14 protein-coding genes are annotated in these 16249 nt (G+C 66.1%); 4 read left to right on the forward strand and 10 right to left on the reverse strand.

The genetic code is table 11. The features are described 5' to 3' along the window. Positions 1 to 191: 191 nt before the first annotated feature. A complete protein-coding gene (locus U5A52_RS29590; RefSeq protein WP_158762800.1) occupies positions 192 to 452 on the reverse strand; it encodes a hypothetical protein in 261 nt (86 codons plus the stop codon). 138 nt (positions 453 to 590) lie between these two features. On the opposite strand from U5A52_RS29590, the gene U5A52_RS29595 reads away from it, so the two are divergent. Together U5A52_RS29595 and U5A52_RS29600 are read left to right on the forward strand one after the other, a co-directional pair. After that, positions 591 to 1208 (forward strand): HAD family phosphatase, encoded by a 618-nt coding sequence (locus U5A52_RS29595; protein ID WP_321937240.1) that lies wholly within the window; start codon positions 591 to 593, stop codon positions 1206 to 1208. Positions 1209 to 1231: 23 nt separating this feature from the next. Next, on the forward strand, positions 1232 to 1921 hold the full coding sequence (locus U5A52_RS29600) for a DUF4410 domain-containing protein (RefSeq protein ID WP_321915502.1): 690 nt from the start codon (positions 1232 to 1234) through the stop codon (positions 1919 to 1921). Between the two features lie 22 nt (positions 1922 to 1943). Here U5A52_RS29600 and U5A52_RS29605 read toward each other — a convergent pair whose 3' ends face one another. The 5 genes from U5A52_RS29605 to U5A52_RS29625 all read right to left on the reverse strand — a co-directional run bounded on the left by U5A52_RS29605 (position 1944) and on the right by U5A52_RS29625 (position 5276). Then, positions 1944 to 2648 carry a glutathione S-transferase N-terminal domain-containing protein gene (locus U5A52_RS29605; protein ID WP_321915503.1) on the reverse strand — a complete coding sequence of 235 codons (705 nt, stop codon included), beginning with the start codon at positions 2646 to 2648 and terminating at the stop codon, positions 1944 to 1946. Positions 2649 to 2791: 143 nt separating this feature from the next. Then, positions 2792 to 3103, reverse strand: coding sequence for a cupin (locus U5A52_RS29610; RefSeq protein ID WP_158762796.1), 312 nt, complete (start codon positions 3101 to 3103; stop codon positions 2792 to 2794). A gap of 46 nt (positions 3104 to 3149) precedes the next feature. Then, on the reverse strand, positions 3150 to 3923 hold the full coding sequence (locus U5A52_RS29615; protein ID WP_321937242.1) for a hypothetical protein: 774 nt from the start codon (positions 3921 to 3923) through the stop codon (positions 3150 to 3152). Between the two features lie 125 nt (positions 3924 to 4048). Then, positions 4049 to 4771, reverse strand: coding sequence for a dienelactone hydrolase family protein (locus U5A52_RS29620; RefSeq protein ID WP_321915505.1), 723 nt, complete (start codon positions 4769 to 4771; stop codon positions 4049 to 4051). A gap of 85 nt (positions 4772 to 4856) precedes the next feature. Further along, positions 4857 to 5276, reverse strand: coding sequence for a secondary thiamine-phosphate synthase enzyme YjbQ (locus U5A52_RS29625; protein WP_321937243.1), 420 nt, complete (start codon positions 5274 to 5276; stop codon positions 4857 to 4859). Between the two features lie 183 nt (positions 5277 to 5459). On the opposite strand from U5A52_RS29625, the gene nfsB reads away from it, so the two are divergent. Further along, complete coding sequence (nfsB, locus tag U5A52_RS29630; RefSeq protein WP_321915507.1) at positions 5460 to 6110, forward strand: oxygen-insensitive NAD(P)H nitroreductase; 651 nt, start codon at positions 5460 to 5462, stop codon at positions 6108 to 6110. A 73-nt stretch (positions 6111 to 6183) separates the two neighbouring features. Next, positions 6184 to 6639: a PACE efflux transporter gene (locus U5A52_RS29635; RefSeq protein ID WP_321937245.1), complete on the forward strand. Its 456-nt coding sequence runs from the start codon at positions 6184 to 6186 to the stop codon at positions 6637 to 6639. A 40-nt stretch (positions 6640 to 6679) separates the two neighbouring features. On the opposite strand, the gene U5A52_RS29640 is transcribed toward U5A52_RS29635, so the two are convergent. Genes U5A52_RS29640 through U5A52_RS29655 form a run of 4 tightly spaced genes read right to left on the reverse strand, consistent with a single transcriptional unit; the run spans position 6680 to position 16124 of the window. Continuing rightward, positions 6680 to 8269, reverse strand: coding sequence for an efflux transporter outer membrane subunit (locus U5A52_RS29640; protein WP_415774073.1), 1590 nt, complete (start codon positions 8267 to 8269; stop codon positions 6680 to 6682). A 35-nt stretch (positions 8270 to 8304) separates the two neighbouring features. Then, positions 8305 to 11619, reverse strand: a complete 3315-nt coding sequence (locus U5A52_RS29645) for an efflux RND transporter permease subunit (RefSeq protein WP_321915509.1) — start codon at positions 11617 to 11619, stop codon at positions 8305 to 8307. Then, on the reverse strand, positions 11616 to 14774 hold the full coding sequence (locus tag U5A52_RS29650) for an efflux RND transporter permease subunit (RefSeq protein ID WP_321937247.1): 3159 nt from the start codon (positions 14772 to 14774) through the stop codon (positions 11616 to 11618). Before U5A52_RS29650 ends, U5A52_RS29645 begins: the two co-directional genes overlap by 4 nt. A gap of 18 nt (positions 14775 to 14792) precedes the next feature. Next, complete coding sequence (locus U5A52_RS29655; protein WP_321937248.1) at positions 14793 to 16124, reverse strand: efflux RND transporter periplasmic adaptor subunit; 1332 nt, start codon at positions 16122 to 16124, stop codon at positions 14793 to 14795. Positions 16125 to 16249: the final 125 nt, after the last annotated feature.

Here is a 16249-nt window from a genome sequence, read left to right on the forward strand (position 1 = left end):
TGGCACAAGGCCGGTATACGTAACACGCGTCCTGACGACTGACCTTGCGTCATGTCGACGGTTGCACGATGTTGAATCGGACGGCACTGAACCCTATCGTTGAACGAGACGGTTTCTTTCGTGAGCAGGAGGGCAGTCGCATGAGTGTGAAGATGGGCACTGCAATGGATGGCGCCCCCCAGGGGCGTGCCTCACTCCCCTTCGGGAATATCGAGTGCCTTGCGCTCGCGCCGTTCCTCGTTGCCGCGCCGCGCGCGCTGCCGCTGGCGCGAAAGCACAGTGATGATCTGGCCGGTGGTGGCGTCGGCGGGAATTTCGTTGCGGATCACGTTCGCCACCATCGGCAGCCCCTTGCGCTGGCGGCGCAGCGCCTGCGCGATCGCCTGGCGGCACGCTGGCCCGTGGCAATCCCATTCGTCGCGCAATTTTCCGCAGTACCGGCAGGTGTCCATGTGGTCCAGTTTACCCAAAATCCATCGACGGTTTCAGGGCGCGATCATGGTATGCCGCGCTTGCGCCAGCCCGGCGGTATGATCGGCAGCGGACGGGGTTAGGCACCGCAGTTGGACATTTCATCGCGGGAGCGGCAGATGGCGGCGATCGGCGTAGTCCTCTTCGACATGGAAGGCGTGCTGTCCCACTACGATCGCGACGCGCGCGTGGCGAGCCTCGCGGCCGCCACTGGCGCGCCGCCTGCAACCGTGCGCCACGCGATCTGGGGCTCGGGCCTCGAAGCGCGCGCCGACGCCGGTGAGATCGACCCCGACGCGTATCTGCAAGCGCTCGGCGCCATGCTCGGCTGCGAGGTGGCCCGCGACGTGTGGCTCGCTTCGCGGCGCGCCTCGATCACGCCGAACGAGGCGGCGCTCGCACTGGCGCAGCGCGTGGCCGCGCGATGCCGCATCGCTGTGCTGACCAACAACTGTTCGCTCGTCACGCATCACCTCGATTATCTGAATCCGCCGGTCGCGCAGCTTTTCGGCTCGCAAATCTATTCGTCGGCAACGTTCGGCGCGGTCAAGCCGGCTGCGCAGACCTATCTTGGCTGCGTGGCGCAGATCGGCGCCCAGCCACAGGAAACGCTTTTCATCGACGACAGCGAAGTGAACGTGACGGGCGCGCTCGACGCGGGTCTGCAGGCGTGTCACTTCGTCGAAACCGATTCGCTCGCGCGTGACCTCACGCGGCTCGGGCTGATCGACGTTTGATGGCCAATCTACGGGAGCATGCCATGAAGATACGACGTCACTGGAACCTGGTTGCGACGCTGTGGCTGTGTGCGTTCGCGCCGCTTGCTTCGGCGCAAGTCCTGGGCGCGCCCGCGGCGCCAGGACCTGCGCCTGGCGCGCCGGTCGTGTACGTGACGGATTTCGAACTCGACGCGGCCAACGTCAAACAGGATTCGAACCCTGTGGAGAATGCGCGCGAGCACGTGGGCGGGCTATTGCCACGACCGCTGCTGCGTCACCGCGACCCGCAGCAGCGGGCCGATCAGGACGTGGCAAAAATGGCCAATGCACTGGTGAACGACCTGCGCGCGAAGGGTCTCGACGCGCGCCGCCTGCCCAGTGGCGCGCCGCTGCCCGCGCAGGGCTGGCTCGTGCGGGGCGTATTCCTGAGCGTGGACGAAGGCAACAGCTTGCGGCGCGCGGTGGTGGGCTTCGGCTCGGGCGCAAGCCAGATCGAACTGGCGGTAGCGGTGGACAACCTCGCCACCCAGGCGCCGCAGCCGCTTTATCAGGTGATCGACAGCGAGTCGAGCCACGCGAAGCCGGGCGCCGGCGCGGCCATTGCGCTCAATCCGTATGTGGCGGCGGCCAAATTCGTGCTGGCGCGCGCCGATGACCGCAAGAACGTGGACCGGGCGGCGGCCGAAGTGGCCGACTCGGTCGCCGCACGCGTGAAAGCGGCGCCGCAATGACGCCGCTCGCGCACGACTTGCCTCAGCCGCGCGGCGGAATGTTGAGCCCGCGCTCGACTGCTGGCCGCGCGATGAACGCCGCGAGCACGCGTGCGACGTTTTTAAAATCGGCGTAACCCACGAGGTCGCCCGCCTCGTAGAAGCCAACAAGGTTGCGCACCCAACCAAATGTGGCAATGTCGGCGATGGTGTACTCGTCGCCCATGATCCACTTGCGGCCCTCGAGGCGCTGGTCGAGCACGGCGAGCAGGCGCCGCGATTCGGCGACGTAGCGGTCGCGCGGACGCTTGTCCTCGTATTCCTTGCCCGCGAATTTGTGGAAGAAGCCCACCTGGCCGAACATCGGGCCAATGCCGCCCATCTGGAACATGACCCACTGGATCGTTTCGTAGCGCGCCGCGCCTTCGCGGGCGAGGAAACGGCCGCACTTGTCGGCGAGATAAATGAGGATCGCGCCCGACTCGAAGAGCGCGAGCGGCTCGCCGCCCGGCCCGTTCGGATCGAGGATCGCGGGAATCTTGTTATTGGGGCTCAGCGAGAGGAATTCCGGCGACATCTGGTCGTTCGCGTCGAAGCGCACGAGATGCGGCTCGTAGGGCAGGCCGCTTTCCTCCAGCATGATCGAGACCTTGACGCCATTGGGCGTGGGCAGCGAATAGAGCTGAATGCGCTCGGGATGAAGCGCTGGCCACTTGCGCGTGATGGGAAATGCGGAAAGGTCGTTCATGCGAGGTCCTTGCAGTCCTGAAAGCCCATCGGCGCCGGGGCGCGAGCCGTGTTAGACGCGCCAGGGGCCGATGGAGGGAGTGGAGTCAGGCCGCCAAGTGTAGTGGAAACGGCGCGTGCCGTCTTTTCGCCGCAAGGCGCGGATTACACGCTGCCTTCACGCTCGACCACAAGAATGCGCGCCTCGCCGCGCGGGTGCGCGACATGCTCGCAGCCCACGCCCGCGAAGAACACGTCGCCGGCCTCGAGCACCGCGACGTGCTCCGCGCCGCCTTCGCGGTAATGCATGTCGACCACGCCGTCGAGCACGGCGAACACCTCCTCGCCGTCGTTGACGTGCCATTTGTACGGCTGGTCGGTCCAGTGCAGGCGCACAGTGGTGCCGCTCATGTTGGCGATGTCGAGCGCCCCCCAGGGGCGGCTGGCGGTGAAGGTTTTCGAACGGATGACTTTCATGGCTGGACGGGGATGGGCGCGATCATGCGGCGCCGCGAAGCGGCGCTCAAGGATTCGCAGGCAGGGATTGCGCAAGGCTCAACAGATTGATCGGCGCGACGCGAATCAAGCCGCCGCGCGGGCTGTCGATATCGGCGATGAGCGTGAGCGACAGCGTCACCGTAATGGGCAGCACGAGCAGCAACACGCGCCGGCCGACCTGGCCGGACGCGCCGTAACCCTGCATCAGGTTGCTGAAGATGGCGATCACGATCATCAGCGCCCAGGCGGCGACGGGAATGCGATTGACCCACGCGGCCTGCGTATAGCCCTGTGAGTTGATGACGTCGTTCATGCCGCTGACCACGAGCGCCATCACCGGATTCGGCTGCGCCTTCGCGGCATCGCGCACGATCGCCCAGAGTTGCGTCTGGAGCTCGCCGGTGTTGCGGTTGACCTGATCGAGTGCGGCAGCGTCGTGCACGACATAGAACTGGATGCGCGCCTGAAGGTAGCGCGCGAGCAGCGCCTTGGTCTGGGCAGCCGCCTCGCCGCCAAGCAGCTCGGCGCGCAGGTACTCCGTGCCGATCGCATTGGCTTCGTCTTCCTCCAGGTTCTTGCGCTGGTCGTAGCGGCTCACGGCCATCGAGAGCGTGAAGCCGATCAGCAGCGCGAGCAGCGTGAGTGTCGCGCCCTGCACGATCTTGTAGTTCTCGCGCGCTTCCTCGGCGAGCGGGAAGCATCGGTGCAGCACTTTTGAGCCGAGCCCGGCGGCGAGCGGCAGGACCAGGATCAGCACGATGAAGAGCAGCGCAGGGCGCTGGAGGATGAGCGGCGTCATGAAGTCTCCGCGAGAGCGTGAGAGGGACGAAGGCGCTGCAATGCAAATCGGCGTCGGCCGCGCGAGGCGGGACGACGCCGATTCTACGACAGATCCGCGCGCCGGCGCGGGCCGCTGTCAGCGCTTCAGCGCGCCGCGCCTTGCGGCCACAGCGTGCGGCCCCAGAACGTCAGCGAGCGGTCCCACGCGAGCTGCGCCCAGACCGGGTCGTACTGGGTGATGGCGATGCGGGTCGGGCCCACGGCGGTCTCGTTCGCGAACGCGTGGTGGGCGAGATAGCGATGGAATTCGACGTCGACGTTGGCGTTCTTGAGCTTCGTTTCGAGCTCCGCCACGGTTTCGATGTTGAACGCCTGGTCCTGGGTCGCGAAGTGGCCGAGGATAGGCGCGGTGATCTTGCTCGCATCGATGTAGTCGAGCGGCGGGAAGCCATACCACACCACGGCGGCCGAAAGCCCCGGGACCATGGTGGCCGCGAGCAGCGTGAGCGCGCCTCCCATGCAGTAGCCCGTCACGCCCACGCGGTCCGTGAGCGTTTTCAGGTAAGTGACCGCGCCGTACACGTCCTGCGAGGCCGCGTCCGCGAAGTCGAGGCCCGTCATCAGATGGTGGGCTTCTTCCTGCTCGACCGTGCTCTTGCCGCGATAGAGGTCCGGCACGAGCGCGAGGTAACCCGCCTGCGCGAGCCGGTCGGCCACGCCGCGGATCTGGTCGTTCAAACCCCACCACTCCTGGATTACGACGATGGCGGGCGCGCCTTCGGCTTTCTCCGGCTTGGCGAGATAACCCTGGAGCGACTGGCCGTCAGGGCGGGTAAAGGAAATCATGGAACCGGCGGACTGTTTCATTTGGGGCAACCTTTGGTGAGTCGGTTGAACGAAAGACGCAAGCATAGCGCTTGCGTACGGGATTGGTGTGTATGCACCCGCGGGCTCATTCGCCGATCAGATGCAGCACGATGTCGCGCGTGTGCGCCGCGCGCCGATGCTCGAACACATAGATGCCCTGCCACGTGCCCAGCACGGGATTGCCGTGCTCGACCGGAATCGAGGGCTGCGTGTGCGTGAGCGCCGTGCGCAAGTGCGCGGGCATGTCGTCGGGGCCTTCGGTGTCGTGCTCGTAACGCGCTGGATCTTCGGGTGCGAGCTGCTCGAAAAAGCGTTCGAGATCGCGGCGCACCGAGGGATCGGCGTTTTCCTGGATCACGAGCGAGGCCGACGTGTGGCGGCAAAAGAGGGTGAGCAAGCCGGTGGCGATGCGCTGTTCGCGCACGAACGCGCGCACTTCATGGCTGATTTCGACGAGCCCGCGCGTACGCGTGTTCACCGGCAGATGATGGATGGCCTGGCGCATGATGGTGTTCTCCTTGCGGGCCTCGGCGCGTGGCTCACGGGCCGCCGCGGCAATGTCAACTCTCAAGCATAGCGCAGGCGCGCCTCGCGCGCAGACCGCGTCCGCGGCCGGCGCGCGATGCTGGTACGATGTCGGCCTTGCCGGGCGCTGCCTCGGCCGACCGCACACGAAGGAGAAAACCGCTTGAACCTCACCCGCTACGCGAAAGCCCGCCACGCCACCAAGGCGTTCGATCCCGCCCGCAAGATTCCCGCCGCTGTCATCGCGGAACTCAAGGAGCTGATCCGCTTCAGCCCCTCGTCGGTGAACTCGCAGCCGTGGCACTTCGTGCTGGCGGAAAGCGACGCTGCGCGCGCGCGTATCGCCCGCGGCATGGAAGGTTTCGCATACAACGAACCGAAGGTCACGCGCGCCTCGCACGTCGTGGTGCTGTGCGTGCGCACCGACATGGACGAAGCCCACCTCGCCGAAGTGCTCGCGCAGGAAGAGGCGGACGGCCGCTTCGCCAATGCCGAAGCGAAGGCCGGTCAGGAAAAGACGCGCTCGTTCTACGTGAACCTGCATCGCGAGCGCAACGACCTGCCCGCGTGGATGGAGAAGCAGGCGTATCTCGCGCTCGGCACGCTGCTGATCGGCGCATCGACGCTCGAGATCGACGCCTGCCCGATGGAAGGCTTCGACGCGAAGGCGCTCGACGAAGAGCTGGGACTGCGCGAGCAGGGCCTCACCGCGCTCGTGGTGATCGGTCTCGGCTACCGCAGCGCCGACGACTTCAACGCGAAGCTGCCGAAGTCGCGTTTGTCTGCGGCTTCGGTATTTACCGATCTGGGTTGATTCGCGAACGATTTCGCCGCGCGCGCAACAGGCGCGGCGATTGACGCGGGAGCCGCATCAGGAGCATTCGTCCATGCAGGGTATCAAACGCCGCATCGTCTACGTCGCGTTGTTCGAAGGCATCGCGATCCTGATTACCGGCTCCAGTTTCGCCTCGCTCTCGGGCAGCGGCATGAATCGCGCGGGCGCAGCGGCGGTGTTTTCGTCGCTGATCGCAGTCGGCTGGAACTTCGTCTTCAACGTGCTGTTCGAGCGCTGGGAAGCGCGCCAGACGAAACGCGGCCGCAGTGTCGCGCGCCGCATTGCGCATGCGGTCGGCTTCGAGGGCGGGCTCATCGTGTTTCTCGTGCCGATGATCGCGCTCACGCTGCAAGTCTCGCTGATCGAGGCGTTCGCGATGGATATCGGGCTCTCGGTGTTCTTCCTCGTCTACAACTACGTCTACAACCTGATCTTCGACGCCGTGTTCGGGCTGCCGGCCTCCGCCATGCCTGTGACAGCCGCTTCGGACACGGAACCGCGCACGTAGCGCGGGCTCTTTCGCGCAGGGGTGAGATCACGGACTGAGATCAGGGGCTCTGAACGGCGCCCTGCGTACGGTTCGCCTCCACGTTTGCTGGACCACTCGCGCTCGCAGCCGGCGCTGCAGCGCCGGAGGCCGGCGTCGCCGCGCGCGCCGGATGCTGCGCATCGTGCAACTCGCCGGACCAGCCGCCGCCCAGATCGCCGATCAGCGATGCCGTATCGAGCAGCCGCTGCTGCTGCACGTTGAGCGCGCTCTGCTGATTGGTCACCTGGGTGGCGAGCGCCGTGGCGACCGTCGTGTAGTCCACGGTTCCCGCCTCGTATTCGTTTTGCGTGATCTGCGCGCCGTGTATGGCGTCGCGTACGGCGGCGTCGAGCACTTCGGCCTGCTGCGCAAGGATGCGCAGGCCCGAGAGATCGTTTTCCACCCCCTGGAACGCCGTCAGCACCGTGCCGCGATAGTTCGCCACCGCCGCGTCATAGCTCGCGCGCGCCGCCGCCACCTGGCCGCTGCGCTGGCCGCCGTCGAAGATCGTCTGGGTCGCGCTCGCGCCAAGCGACCACACGTAGTTGCTTATGTGCAGCAGGCCCGAAAGCGGCGACTGCGTGAAGCCGTCGAGCGCGGTGAGCGAGATCGACGGATAGTACGCGGCCACCGCCACGCCGATCGCCGCGTTGGCCGACGCCATCTGGCGCTCGGCGGTCGCAATGTCGGGCCGGCGCTGCAGCAGCGTGGAGGGCACGCCGGCCGGAATGGCGGGTAGCGCGGGAAGCTGCGTGCTGTGCGGTATATCGACCTCTTCGGGGTTGCGGCCCACTAGCACCGCAATGGCGTGCTCGTATTGCGCGCGCGCCACGCCCAGCGCGATCAGGCTTGCGCGAGCGGATTCGAGTTGCGTGCGCGCGGACACGAGGTCGGACGGCGGGACGGTGCCCGCCTGGTCCTGGTTGGCCACCACACGCAGGAAGTCCGTGTATGCCTGCACGGTATGCGTGAGCAGGTCGATATCGGCGTCGGTGATACGCAGATTGATTACGGCGTTCGCCAGCGCAATTTGTTCGGACAGCGTAGCGTTGGCCAGCGTGGCTTCGCTCGCCTGCGCCGTGGCCGACTGTTCCTCGATCTGGCGCCGCACCTGGCCCCAGAGGTCGATGTCCCAGCTCGCGTTGGCTTCGAGCGTGCCGCCGTTGACGATGCGCGCGCCGCTCGGCGTGGAGGTGATGCTGCTCACGCTGCTGAGCGTGCCCGTGGAGGAGCGCTCGCGCGCAAGCGAGCCGGTAATGCCGATGGTCGGAAAGAGGCTCGCACGCGCCACGCGCACTTCGGCAAGCGCTTCCTGGTAGTTCGCGTAGCTTTGCCGCACGGTCTGGTTCGATACCACGACGAGCGGCTCCAGCTCATCGAGCAGCGGGTCCTGGAAGGCGGTCCACCAGTCGCCCTTGGGGCCCTGCGCGGCTTCGGGCTCGGCCTGGGTCCAGCCGGGCAGCGCTTTCCAGGTGGCGGGCACGGCAACCTCGGGCCGGTGGTAGTCCGGCCCGACCATGCAGCCCGCGAGCAGCAGCGCGGCGCTGAGAGGCGCGAGCGGCAGTGCGCGCGTGGCCGCGCAACGGGCGGCGGAGGTCAGCATTCGCATGAGCGATGGATTCGATGGGGCAAGGCAAGTCTTCATCATGATGCGCTCTCATCGGCCTGGCGATTCCACGGCAGGCGCGCGGCCCAGCGCGCAAGGCGTGCGCGCAGGCGGTCGAGGAACAGGTAAATCACCGGCGTGGTGTACAGGGTAAAGACCTGGCTCAGGATCAGGCCGCCCATGACCGTCACGCCGAGCGGCTGGCGCAGCGAAGCACCCTGGCCGATGCCGATCGCGAGCGGCGCCGCGCCGAGCACGGCGGCGAAGGTCGTCATCATGATCGGGCGCAGCCGCACCACGGCGGCTTCGTGAATCGCTTTGCGCGCTTCCATGCCTTCGTTGCGCTGCAACTGGATGGCGACGTCGACCATCATGATGCCGTTTTTCTTCACGATGCCAATGAGCAGGATGATGCCGATCATCGCGATCACCGAGAACGGCGTGCCGAAGATCAGCATGGCGAGGATCGCGCCAATACCGGCCGAAGGCAGCGTGGAGAGGATCGTGAGCGGGTGGATGGTGTTTTCGTACAGCACGCCCAGCACGATATACACCACGGCGAGCGCGGCCAGAATGAGCAGCGGCACGACGCCCATGGACTGCGCGTAGGCCTGCGCCGCGCCCGCGAACGCGCCGTGAATGGAGGCGGGCATGCCGATATTGCGCTCGGCCTGCTCGATGATGTTGCTGGCCTCGGAAAGCGAGCCGCCCTGGGGCAGGTTGAACGAGATCGTGCCCGCCACTTCGGTGCCCTGGTGATTGACCTGCGTGGCCGTATGGCGCGTTTTCCAGTCCATGAGCGCCATGAGCGGCACCATGGTTTCGGCGGCCGTGCTGTCCGCGCTGCCGCTCGAGCTGCCGCCCTTGCTGTTGGCAATCGCGTTGTTCTGCTGGTTGGCCACCGCATTGGCGTTGCGCTCGTTGGTGTTGCTGCTCGTCGAACTGGTCGTGGTCACGGCCGTGAAAGGCGTGACGCCCGAGATGACGCTCGAAGGCATCTGCGTTTGCGCAGCGCCGCTCGCGTTGCCCGCCGCCGTGCTCAGCCAGATGTCCTGGAACGACTGCGGAAACTGCCAGTATTGCGGCGCTACTTCCATCACGACGAAGTACTGGTTGATCGCGTTGTAGATGGTCGAAACGGTGCGCTGGCCGAAGGCGTCGTAGAGCACGTTGTCCACCTGGTTCGGATCGAACCCGTAGCGCTTGGCGGTCGAGCGCTGCACTGTCATGTAGGCCTCCAGACCATTTTGCTGCAGGTCCGAGTTCACATCCGTCATCTGGGCGCGGTGCTTGTTCAGCTCGTCCACGAGACGCGGCACCCAGGTGAAGAGGGCGTCGGCGTCGTCGCTCGTCAGCGTGTACTGATACTCGGCCGCGGACTGCCGCCCGCCGATCTGCAGGTCCTGCTGCGCCTGCATGAAAAGGCGTGCACCGGAAACGGCATTGAGCTTGGGGCGCAGACGGTTCACGACCTCGGTGGCCGTCAGGCGCCGCTCGGCAATCGGCTTCAGTTCGACGAACACGGTGGCCGTATTGAGCGCGCGCCCACCCGTGAAGCCCGCCACCGACTGCACGGCGGGGTCGGCCTTCACGATGGCCTGCAGCTGCGCGAGCTTCTTCTCCATCGCCGTGAACGAAATGCTCTGGTCCGCGATGATCTGCCCGATCAGAATGCCGGTGTCCTGCTCGGGGAAGAACGTGCCGGAAAGCAGCCGCGCGAGAAACACGTTGCCGACCAGCAGCGCGAACAAGACGAAGATCGTGAGCCGCGCGTGATTGAGTGCCACGTCGAGCGTGCGCGAGTAGAACTGCTTGAAACGCTCGAACTGCGCGTCGATCCACACGGCCGCCCGCGAGGGCTTGTGGTGCAGCGCTTCGCGCTTGAGCACGTAGGCGCACATGGTGGGCGTGACGGTGAGCGAGATCACGAGCGAGATGAGGATCGCGATGGAGAGTGTCATCGCGAACTCGTGAAAGAGCAGGCCCACGATGCCGGGCATCAGCAGAATGGGCAGGAACACGGCGATGAGCGAAAGGCTCATGGAGAGCACCGTGAAGCCCACTTCGCCCGCGCCTTTGAGCGCCGCTTCCTTCGGCTCCATGCCGGCCTCGACGTGGCGCACGATGTTCTCCAGCACCACCACGGCGTCGTCCACCACGAAGCCGGTGCCGATGGTGAGCGCCATGAGCGAGAGGTTGTCGATGCTGTAGCCGAGCAGATACATGGGCCCGAACGTACCCACGATGGAAAGCGGCAGCGCCACCGCCGGAATGAGCGTGGCGCGCGGCGAAAGCAGGAACACGAACACCACGCCGATCACGAGCAGCACGGCGATGAAGAGCGTGCGCTCGGTGTCGGCCACGGAGGCGCGCACCGACTCGGAGCGGTCGACCGCCACGTTCACCTTGATGGTGGCGGGCAGCGCGGCTTCGATGGAGGGCAGGCGCGCGCGAATCTGCTGTACCGTCTTCACGACGTTGCTGCCGGGCATCGGGTAGACGATCACGAGCACGGCCGACTTGCCGTTGTAGAGGCCCGCGTTGCGGATGTTTTCGTTGGAGTCGATGACCGAAGCCACGTCGCGCAGGAACACGGGCGCGCCGTTGCGATAGGCGATCACGACGTCGCGAAACGGCGCGGCGTTGCTGATCTGGTCGTTCGAGAGCACCGTGTAGCGCTGGTTGCCCTGGTCGATATGGCCTTTCGCGCTGTTGGCGTTGGCCGCGCCAATGGACGCGCGCACGTCTTCGAGCCCGATGCCGTAGCTGTTGAGCTTGCTGGGCTCCAGCTCCACGCGCACGGAGGGCAGCGCGCCGCCGCCCAGCGTGATCTGGCCCACGCCGTCCACCTGCGAGAGCTGCTGCATGATGACCGAATCGGCGGAGTCGTAGAGCTGCGCCTTGGTGAGCGTGTCCGACGTGAGCGCGAGCACCATGATCGGCGCGCTCGCGGGGTTGTACTGGCGGTAGGTCGGGTTGCTGCGCAAGGTGGTGGGCAGGTCCGCGCGCGCGGCCTGGATGGCGGCCTCCACGTCGCGCGCCGCGCCGTTGATGTCGCGGTTCAGGCCGAACACGACCACGATCAGCGACGAACCCGTGTTGCTGATCGACGTGAGCTGGCTCACGTCGGCGATGGTGCCGAGGCGCCGCTCCAGCGGCTCGGCAACGGTCGACGCCATGATGTCCGGGCTCGCGCCGGCCATGTTGGCCTGCACGACGATCACCGGATAGGCGATGTTGGGCAGCGGCGCGACCGGCAGCCGGAAAAAGGCGAGCATCCCCGAAATGAGGATCGCGATCGCGAGTAGCGACGTCGCGACCGGCCGCCGGATGAAGAGCGCCGAGAGGTTCACGGCGTGCCCTCGGGCGCGGGTGGCGCGCCGTTGCCGGAGCCGCCTTCTGCGTCACTGTCTGCGTCGGTTTCCGGTTTGCGCTTGCGCCCGAATCGCTCGGCGAGCCGGTCGAAGTACAGATAGATCACGGGCGTCGTAAAGAGCGTGAGCAACTGCGAGAGCGTGAGCCCGCCGATGATCGCAAGGCCCAGCGGACGGCGCAGCTCCGAGCCCGTGCCGCTGCCGAGCAGCATGGGCAGCGCGCCGAGCATGGCCGCGAGCGTGGTCATGAGAATGGGCCGGAAACGCAGCAGCGACGCTTCGAAAATCGCCTCGCGCGCCGGCTTGCCGTGCACGCGCTCCGCTTCGAGCGCGAAGTCCACCATCATGATGGCGTTTTTCTTGACGATGCCGATCAGGAGCACGATGCCGATAATGCCAATCACGTCCAGGTCCTTGCCCGCGATCATCAGCGCGAGCAGCGCGCCGATGCCGGCCGAGGGCAGCGTGGAGAGGATCGTGACCGGGTGCACATAGCTCTCGTAGAGCACGCCCAGCACGATATAGACAGCCACGAGCGCCGCGATCAGCAGATACACCTCGCTGGAAAGCGAATCCTCGAACGCCTGCGCCGCGCCCTGGAACGACGAGGTGATCGAGGGCGGCAGATTCACGGCGGCCTCGGCCTTGCGCACGTCGCGCACGGCGGCGGAGAGCGAGGCGCCATCGGCGAGATTGAACGAGATCGTGACCGACGGGAACTGCGCGAGGTGGCTGATCATGAGCGGCGAGCGCGTGATGCTGATCTTCGCAATGCCCTTGAGCGGCACCTGACCCTCGCTGCTCGTCTGGCTCGGCAGATACAGGTCGCCAAGCGATTCGACCGTGGGCAGCGACTCGGGCTTCGCGACCAGAATCACGCGGTACTGGTCCGACTGCTGGAAGATGGTCGAAACGATGCGCTGGCCCAGTGCGTCGTAAAGCGCATTGTCGATGGTCGCCGCCGTGATGCCGTAGCGCGCCGCGAGCTGGCGGTTCACCTGGACGTTCACGGAAAGGCCGTCCGTGTTGAGGTCGCTCGTCACGTCGCGAATCGACGTGATCTGCTTCATGCGCGCGATGAGCGCGGGCACGTACTGGTCGAACGCCTCCTGGTTCGGTCCGCGCAGCACGAAGTTGTACTGGTTGCGCGACACCGTCGTGTCGAGCGTGAGGTCCTGCTCGGGCTGCACGTAAAGGCGCACGCCCGGCACGTTCGCGACCGACTGCTGGATGCGCCGCCCGATCTCGTCGGCAGTTTCGGAGCGGTCGTCGTGCGGCTTCAGGTTGATAAGGAAGCGCCCGTTGTTGAGCGTGTTGTTGATGCCGTCGATGCCCACGTACGAGGTGAGCGAAACCACATCGGGGTCCTTGAGAATTTCCTCGGCGAGCGCGGACTGGCGCTGCACCATCGCCTGGTAGGAGATGGAGTTGTCGGCCACGCTGATGCCCTGCAGCACGCCCACGTCCTGCACCGGAAAAAGGCCCTTGGGGATGACCACATAGAGCAGGCCGGTGAGCGCGACGGTCACCGCGAAAACAACGAGCGTGAGCACCTGGTGGTCGAGCACCCAGCGCAGGCCGCGTTCGTAGGCGTTCAGCGTCTTGTTGAAGAGCCCTTCGCTGATGCGCTCGAAGCGGCTAGGGTGCCGTTCGGCCTGGGCGCGCAAAATGCGCGCGCACATCATCGGCACGACGGTGAGCGAAACCACGGCCGAAAGCACGATGGTCACCGCGAGCGTCACGGCGAACTCGCTGAACAGACGCCCGATCACGCCGCCCATGAAGAGCAGCGGAATCAGCACGGCAATGAGCGAAATGGTCAGCGAAAGAATCGTGAAGCCAATCTGGCCTGCGCCTTTTAACGCCGCCTGCAGCGGTTTGTCGCCTTCTTCCAGGTAGCGCACGATGTTCTCGATCATCACGATCGAGTCGTCCACCACGAAGCCCGTGGCGATGATGAGCGCCATGAGCGAGAGGTTGTCGATCGAGTAGCCTAGCTCGTACATGAGCGCGAGCGTGCCGATCAGCGAGACCGGCACCGAGATGCTCGGAATGATGGTGGCGGGCAGGTTGCGCAGGAACACGAAGATCACGGCCACCACGAGCGCCACGGCGAGCACGAGTTCGAAGGCCGCGTCGCTCACCGAAGCGCGGATCACGCCCACGCTGTTCGACACCACTGTGACCTGCATGCCCGCGGGCAGCGACGCTTCGAGCTGCGGCAACTGCCGCATGATCTGGTTGACGGTCGCGATCACGTTCGCGCCCGGCTGACGCTGCACGTTCAGCACGATGGCGGGTGCCTTGTTGTACCAGGCGCCGCGCTCCACGTCTTGCGCCGCCGTGGACACGCGCGCCACGTCGCGCATGAACACGGGCGAGCCGTTCTGATAGGCGACGACCGTGTCTTCGTAGTCCTTCGGGTCCGAGATCTGGTCGTTCGAATTGATCGTGTAGTTGAGCTCGGGGCCGTCGAAGTTGCCCTTCGGGTTGCTCACGTTGACGTTGGCGAGCAGCGTGCGCAGGTCGTCGAGATTCAGGCCGTAGGCGGCGAGCTTTTGGGGGTCGGCCTCCACGCGCACGGCGGGCACGTTGCCGCCCGCGGTGGTGACGAGGCCCACGCCCGGCACTTCGGAAATTTTCGTGGCAAGACGGTTGTTGGCCGCGTCCTGCAACTGCGTGAGCGACATCGACTTCGACGTGATCGCGAGCGTGAGGATGGGCTGGTCGGCCGGGTTGACCTTGGCGTAGGTCGGCGGCGCGGGCAGACCGCTCGGCAGGAAGCTGTTCGCCGCATTGATGGCCTGCTGCACGTTCTGCTCGGCAACGTCCAGGCTCAGCGAGAGGTCGAATTGCAGCGTGATGACCGAGGCCCCCTCGGAGCTGTACGAGATCATTTGCTGCAGGCCGGGGATCTCACCGAGCTGCACTTCGAGCGGCGCCGTGACGGTGGTCGCCATCACGTTCGGGCTCGCGCCCGGATAGAACGTCTGCACCTGGATGGTGGGGTAGTCCACCGCGGGCAGCGAGGAAACCGGCAGGAACTTCATCGCGACGAGGCCGATCAGCACCATCGCGATCATCAGGAGCGAAGTCGCGACCGGCCGCAGGATGAAGAGACGCGAAATATTCATCAGCGCTGGGTCCGGGGCTTAACCAGCTTGCGAGGCTGCGGCGCTCGCGTCGGAGGCGTTCGGCGCCGTGGCGCCGGGGGCGCTCGACGCTACGGGTGCGCTGCCGTGATGCGGCGCGCTCGCGCCGCTCGCCGCACCTGCGGCGCCGGCGTGCGTGGCGGGCCTCGGTCCTGCCGGCTGGATCTTCGCGCCGTCGTTGAGGCGGTCGAGGCCGTCGGTCACGACGTGCTGCCCCTGCTGCAGGCCCGATGAGATCACGGTATAGCGGCCGTCGCTCGGCCCGAGCGTGACCTTGTGGACCGACACGGTGTTGTCGGCGTTCACGAGGTACACATAGTCGCCGGGCGCGCCGGTCTGCACGGCGGGCGTGGGCACGAGCACGGCGTTCTGCAGCGTGTCGACAAGCAGCCTCACATTGACGAACTCGTTCGGAAAGAGCGCCTCGTCGTCGTTGGGTACGCTTGCGCGCAGCGTAACCGTGCCGGTGGCCGTGGCCATCTGGTTGCTGAGCGCGAAGAGCGTGCCGGTGGCGATTTTCCGCGTGTTGTCGCTGCTGTACACGCTGATCGGCAGCTTCGCGCCGGCGTTGACGCGCTCGAGCACGCTGCCAAGCGAGGTTTGCGGAATCGCGAACTGGACGGTGGTGGGCTTCATCGTCGTGATGACGGCAATGCCCGTGGAACTGGACGAGGTCACGTAGTTGCCCGGATCGACGAGCCGCAGGCCCACGCGCCCCGACACCGGCGCGGTGATGCGGCAATAGATCAGATCGAGTTCGAACAGTCTGACGTTCGCCTGATCGGCCTTGACCGCGGCCTCGTACTGCATGACGAGGAACCGCTGGTCGCTGTACGTCTGTTCAGCGATCGAGCGTTTCTCGTTCAACTGCGTGTAGCGCACGAGGTCGGCGCGCGCCTGGGCGAGCAGGGCCTGGTCCTTGGCGAGCTGCGCGATGGCTTGTTCCTTGCTGATCTCGTACTGGCGCGGGTCGATCTGCGCGAGGAACTGCCCCTTCACGACATCCTGGCCTTCCTTGTAGCCCACCTCGGTGAGGTAGCCGCTGATTTGCGGCAGAACCGTGACCGTGGCGACAGGCGTGACGGTGCCGAGCGCGTTGAGCGTCACGGGCATGGGCCCGAGCGTGGCGGCGGCCACGGTCACGACCTGCGGCGCGGCACCGTGCTCCGTCTTCTTGTTGCGCATGATGTGCACGACCACGAGCACGATCAGCAAGATCACGACAATCGCGAGAATGAGCGGGCCGAGCCGGCGGCGCTTCGGCGCCTGCGGCGGGGGGGCGGGCGGCGGGGGTGGCTGGGGCGCGGGGTGCGTCTGCGGGACGTCGCTCATGCCTGCCTCCATGAGGTCGGACCACCGCGCGAGGCGGTGTGGAGAAGCCGTATCGGCGCGTTCAACGGCTTGTCTGCCGCGAATTGCTGCCGGTGACTGTCGAGTTGCTGCATACGCATTCTCAT

Origin of the sequence: Paraburkholderia sp. J8-2 (assembly GCF_905220195.1) — a bacterium.
Lineage (GTDB): Bacteria > Pseudomonadota > Gammaproteobacteria > Burkholderiales > Burkholderiaceae > Paraburkholderia.

Coding starts and splice junctions, on each gene's coding strand:
- U5A52_RS29590 (WP_158762800.1), bottom strand. CDS start 452: ATGGACACCTGCCGGTACTGCGGAAAATTGCGCGACGAATGGGATTGC.
- U5A52_RS29595 (WP_321937240.1), top strand. CDS start 591: ATGGCGGCGATCGGCGTAGTCCTCTTCGACATGGAAGGCGTGCTGTCC.
- U5A52_RS29600 (WP_321915502.1), top strand. CDS start 1,232: ATGAAGATACGACGTCACTGGAACCTGGTTGCGACGCTGTGGCTGTGT.
- U5A52_RS29605 (WP_321915503.1), bottom strand. CDS start 2,648: ATGAACGACCTTTCCGCATTTCCCATCACGCGCAAGTGGCCAGCGCTT.
- U5A52_RS29610 (WP_158762796.1), bottom strand. CDS start 3,103: ATGAAAGTCATCCGTTCGAAAACCTTCACCGCCAGCCGCCCCTGGGGG.
- U5A52_RS29615 (WP_321937242.1), bottom strand. CDS start 3,923: ATGACGCCGCTCATCCTCCAGCGCCCTGCGCTGCTCTTCATCGTGCTG.
- U5A52_RS29620 (WP_321915505.1), bottom strand. CDS start 4,771: ATGAAACAGTCCGCCGGTTCCATGATTTCCTTTACCCGCCCTGACGGC.
- U5A52_RS29625 (WP_321937243.1), bottom strand. CDS start 5,276: ATGCGCCAGGCCATCCATCATCTGCCGGTGAACACGCGTACGCGCGGG.
- U5A52_RS29635 (WP_321937245.1), top strand. CDS start 6,184: ATGCAGGGTATCAAACGCCGCATCGTCTACGTCGCGTTGTTCGAAGGC.
- U5A52_RS29640 (WP_415774073.1), bottom strand. CDS start 8,269: ATGCGAATGCTGACCTCCGCCGCCCGTTGCGCGGCCACGCGCGCACTG.
- U5A52_RS29650 (WP_321937247.1), bottom strand. CDS start 14,774: ATGAATATTTCGCGTCTCTTCATCCTGCGGCCGGTCGCGACTTCGCTC.
- U5A52_RS29655 (WP_321937248.1), bottom strand. CDS start 16,124: ATGAGCGACGTCCCGCAGACGCACCCCGCGCCCCAGCCACCCCCGCCG.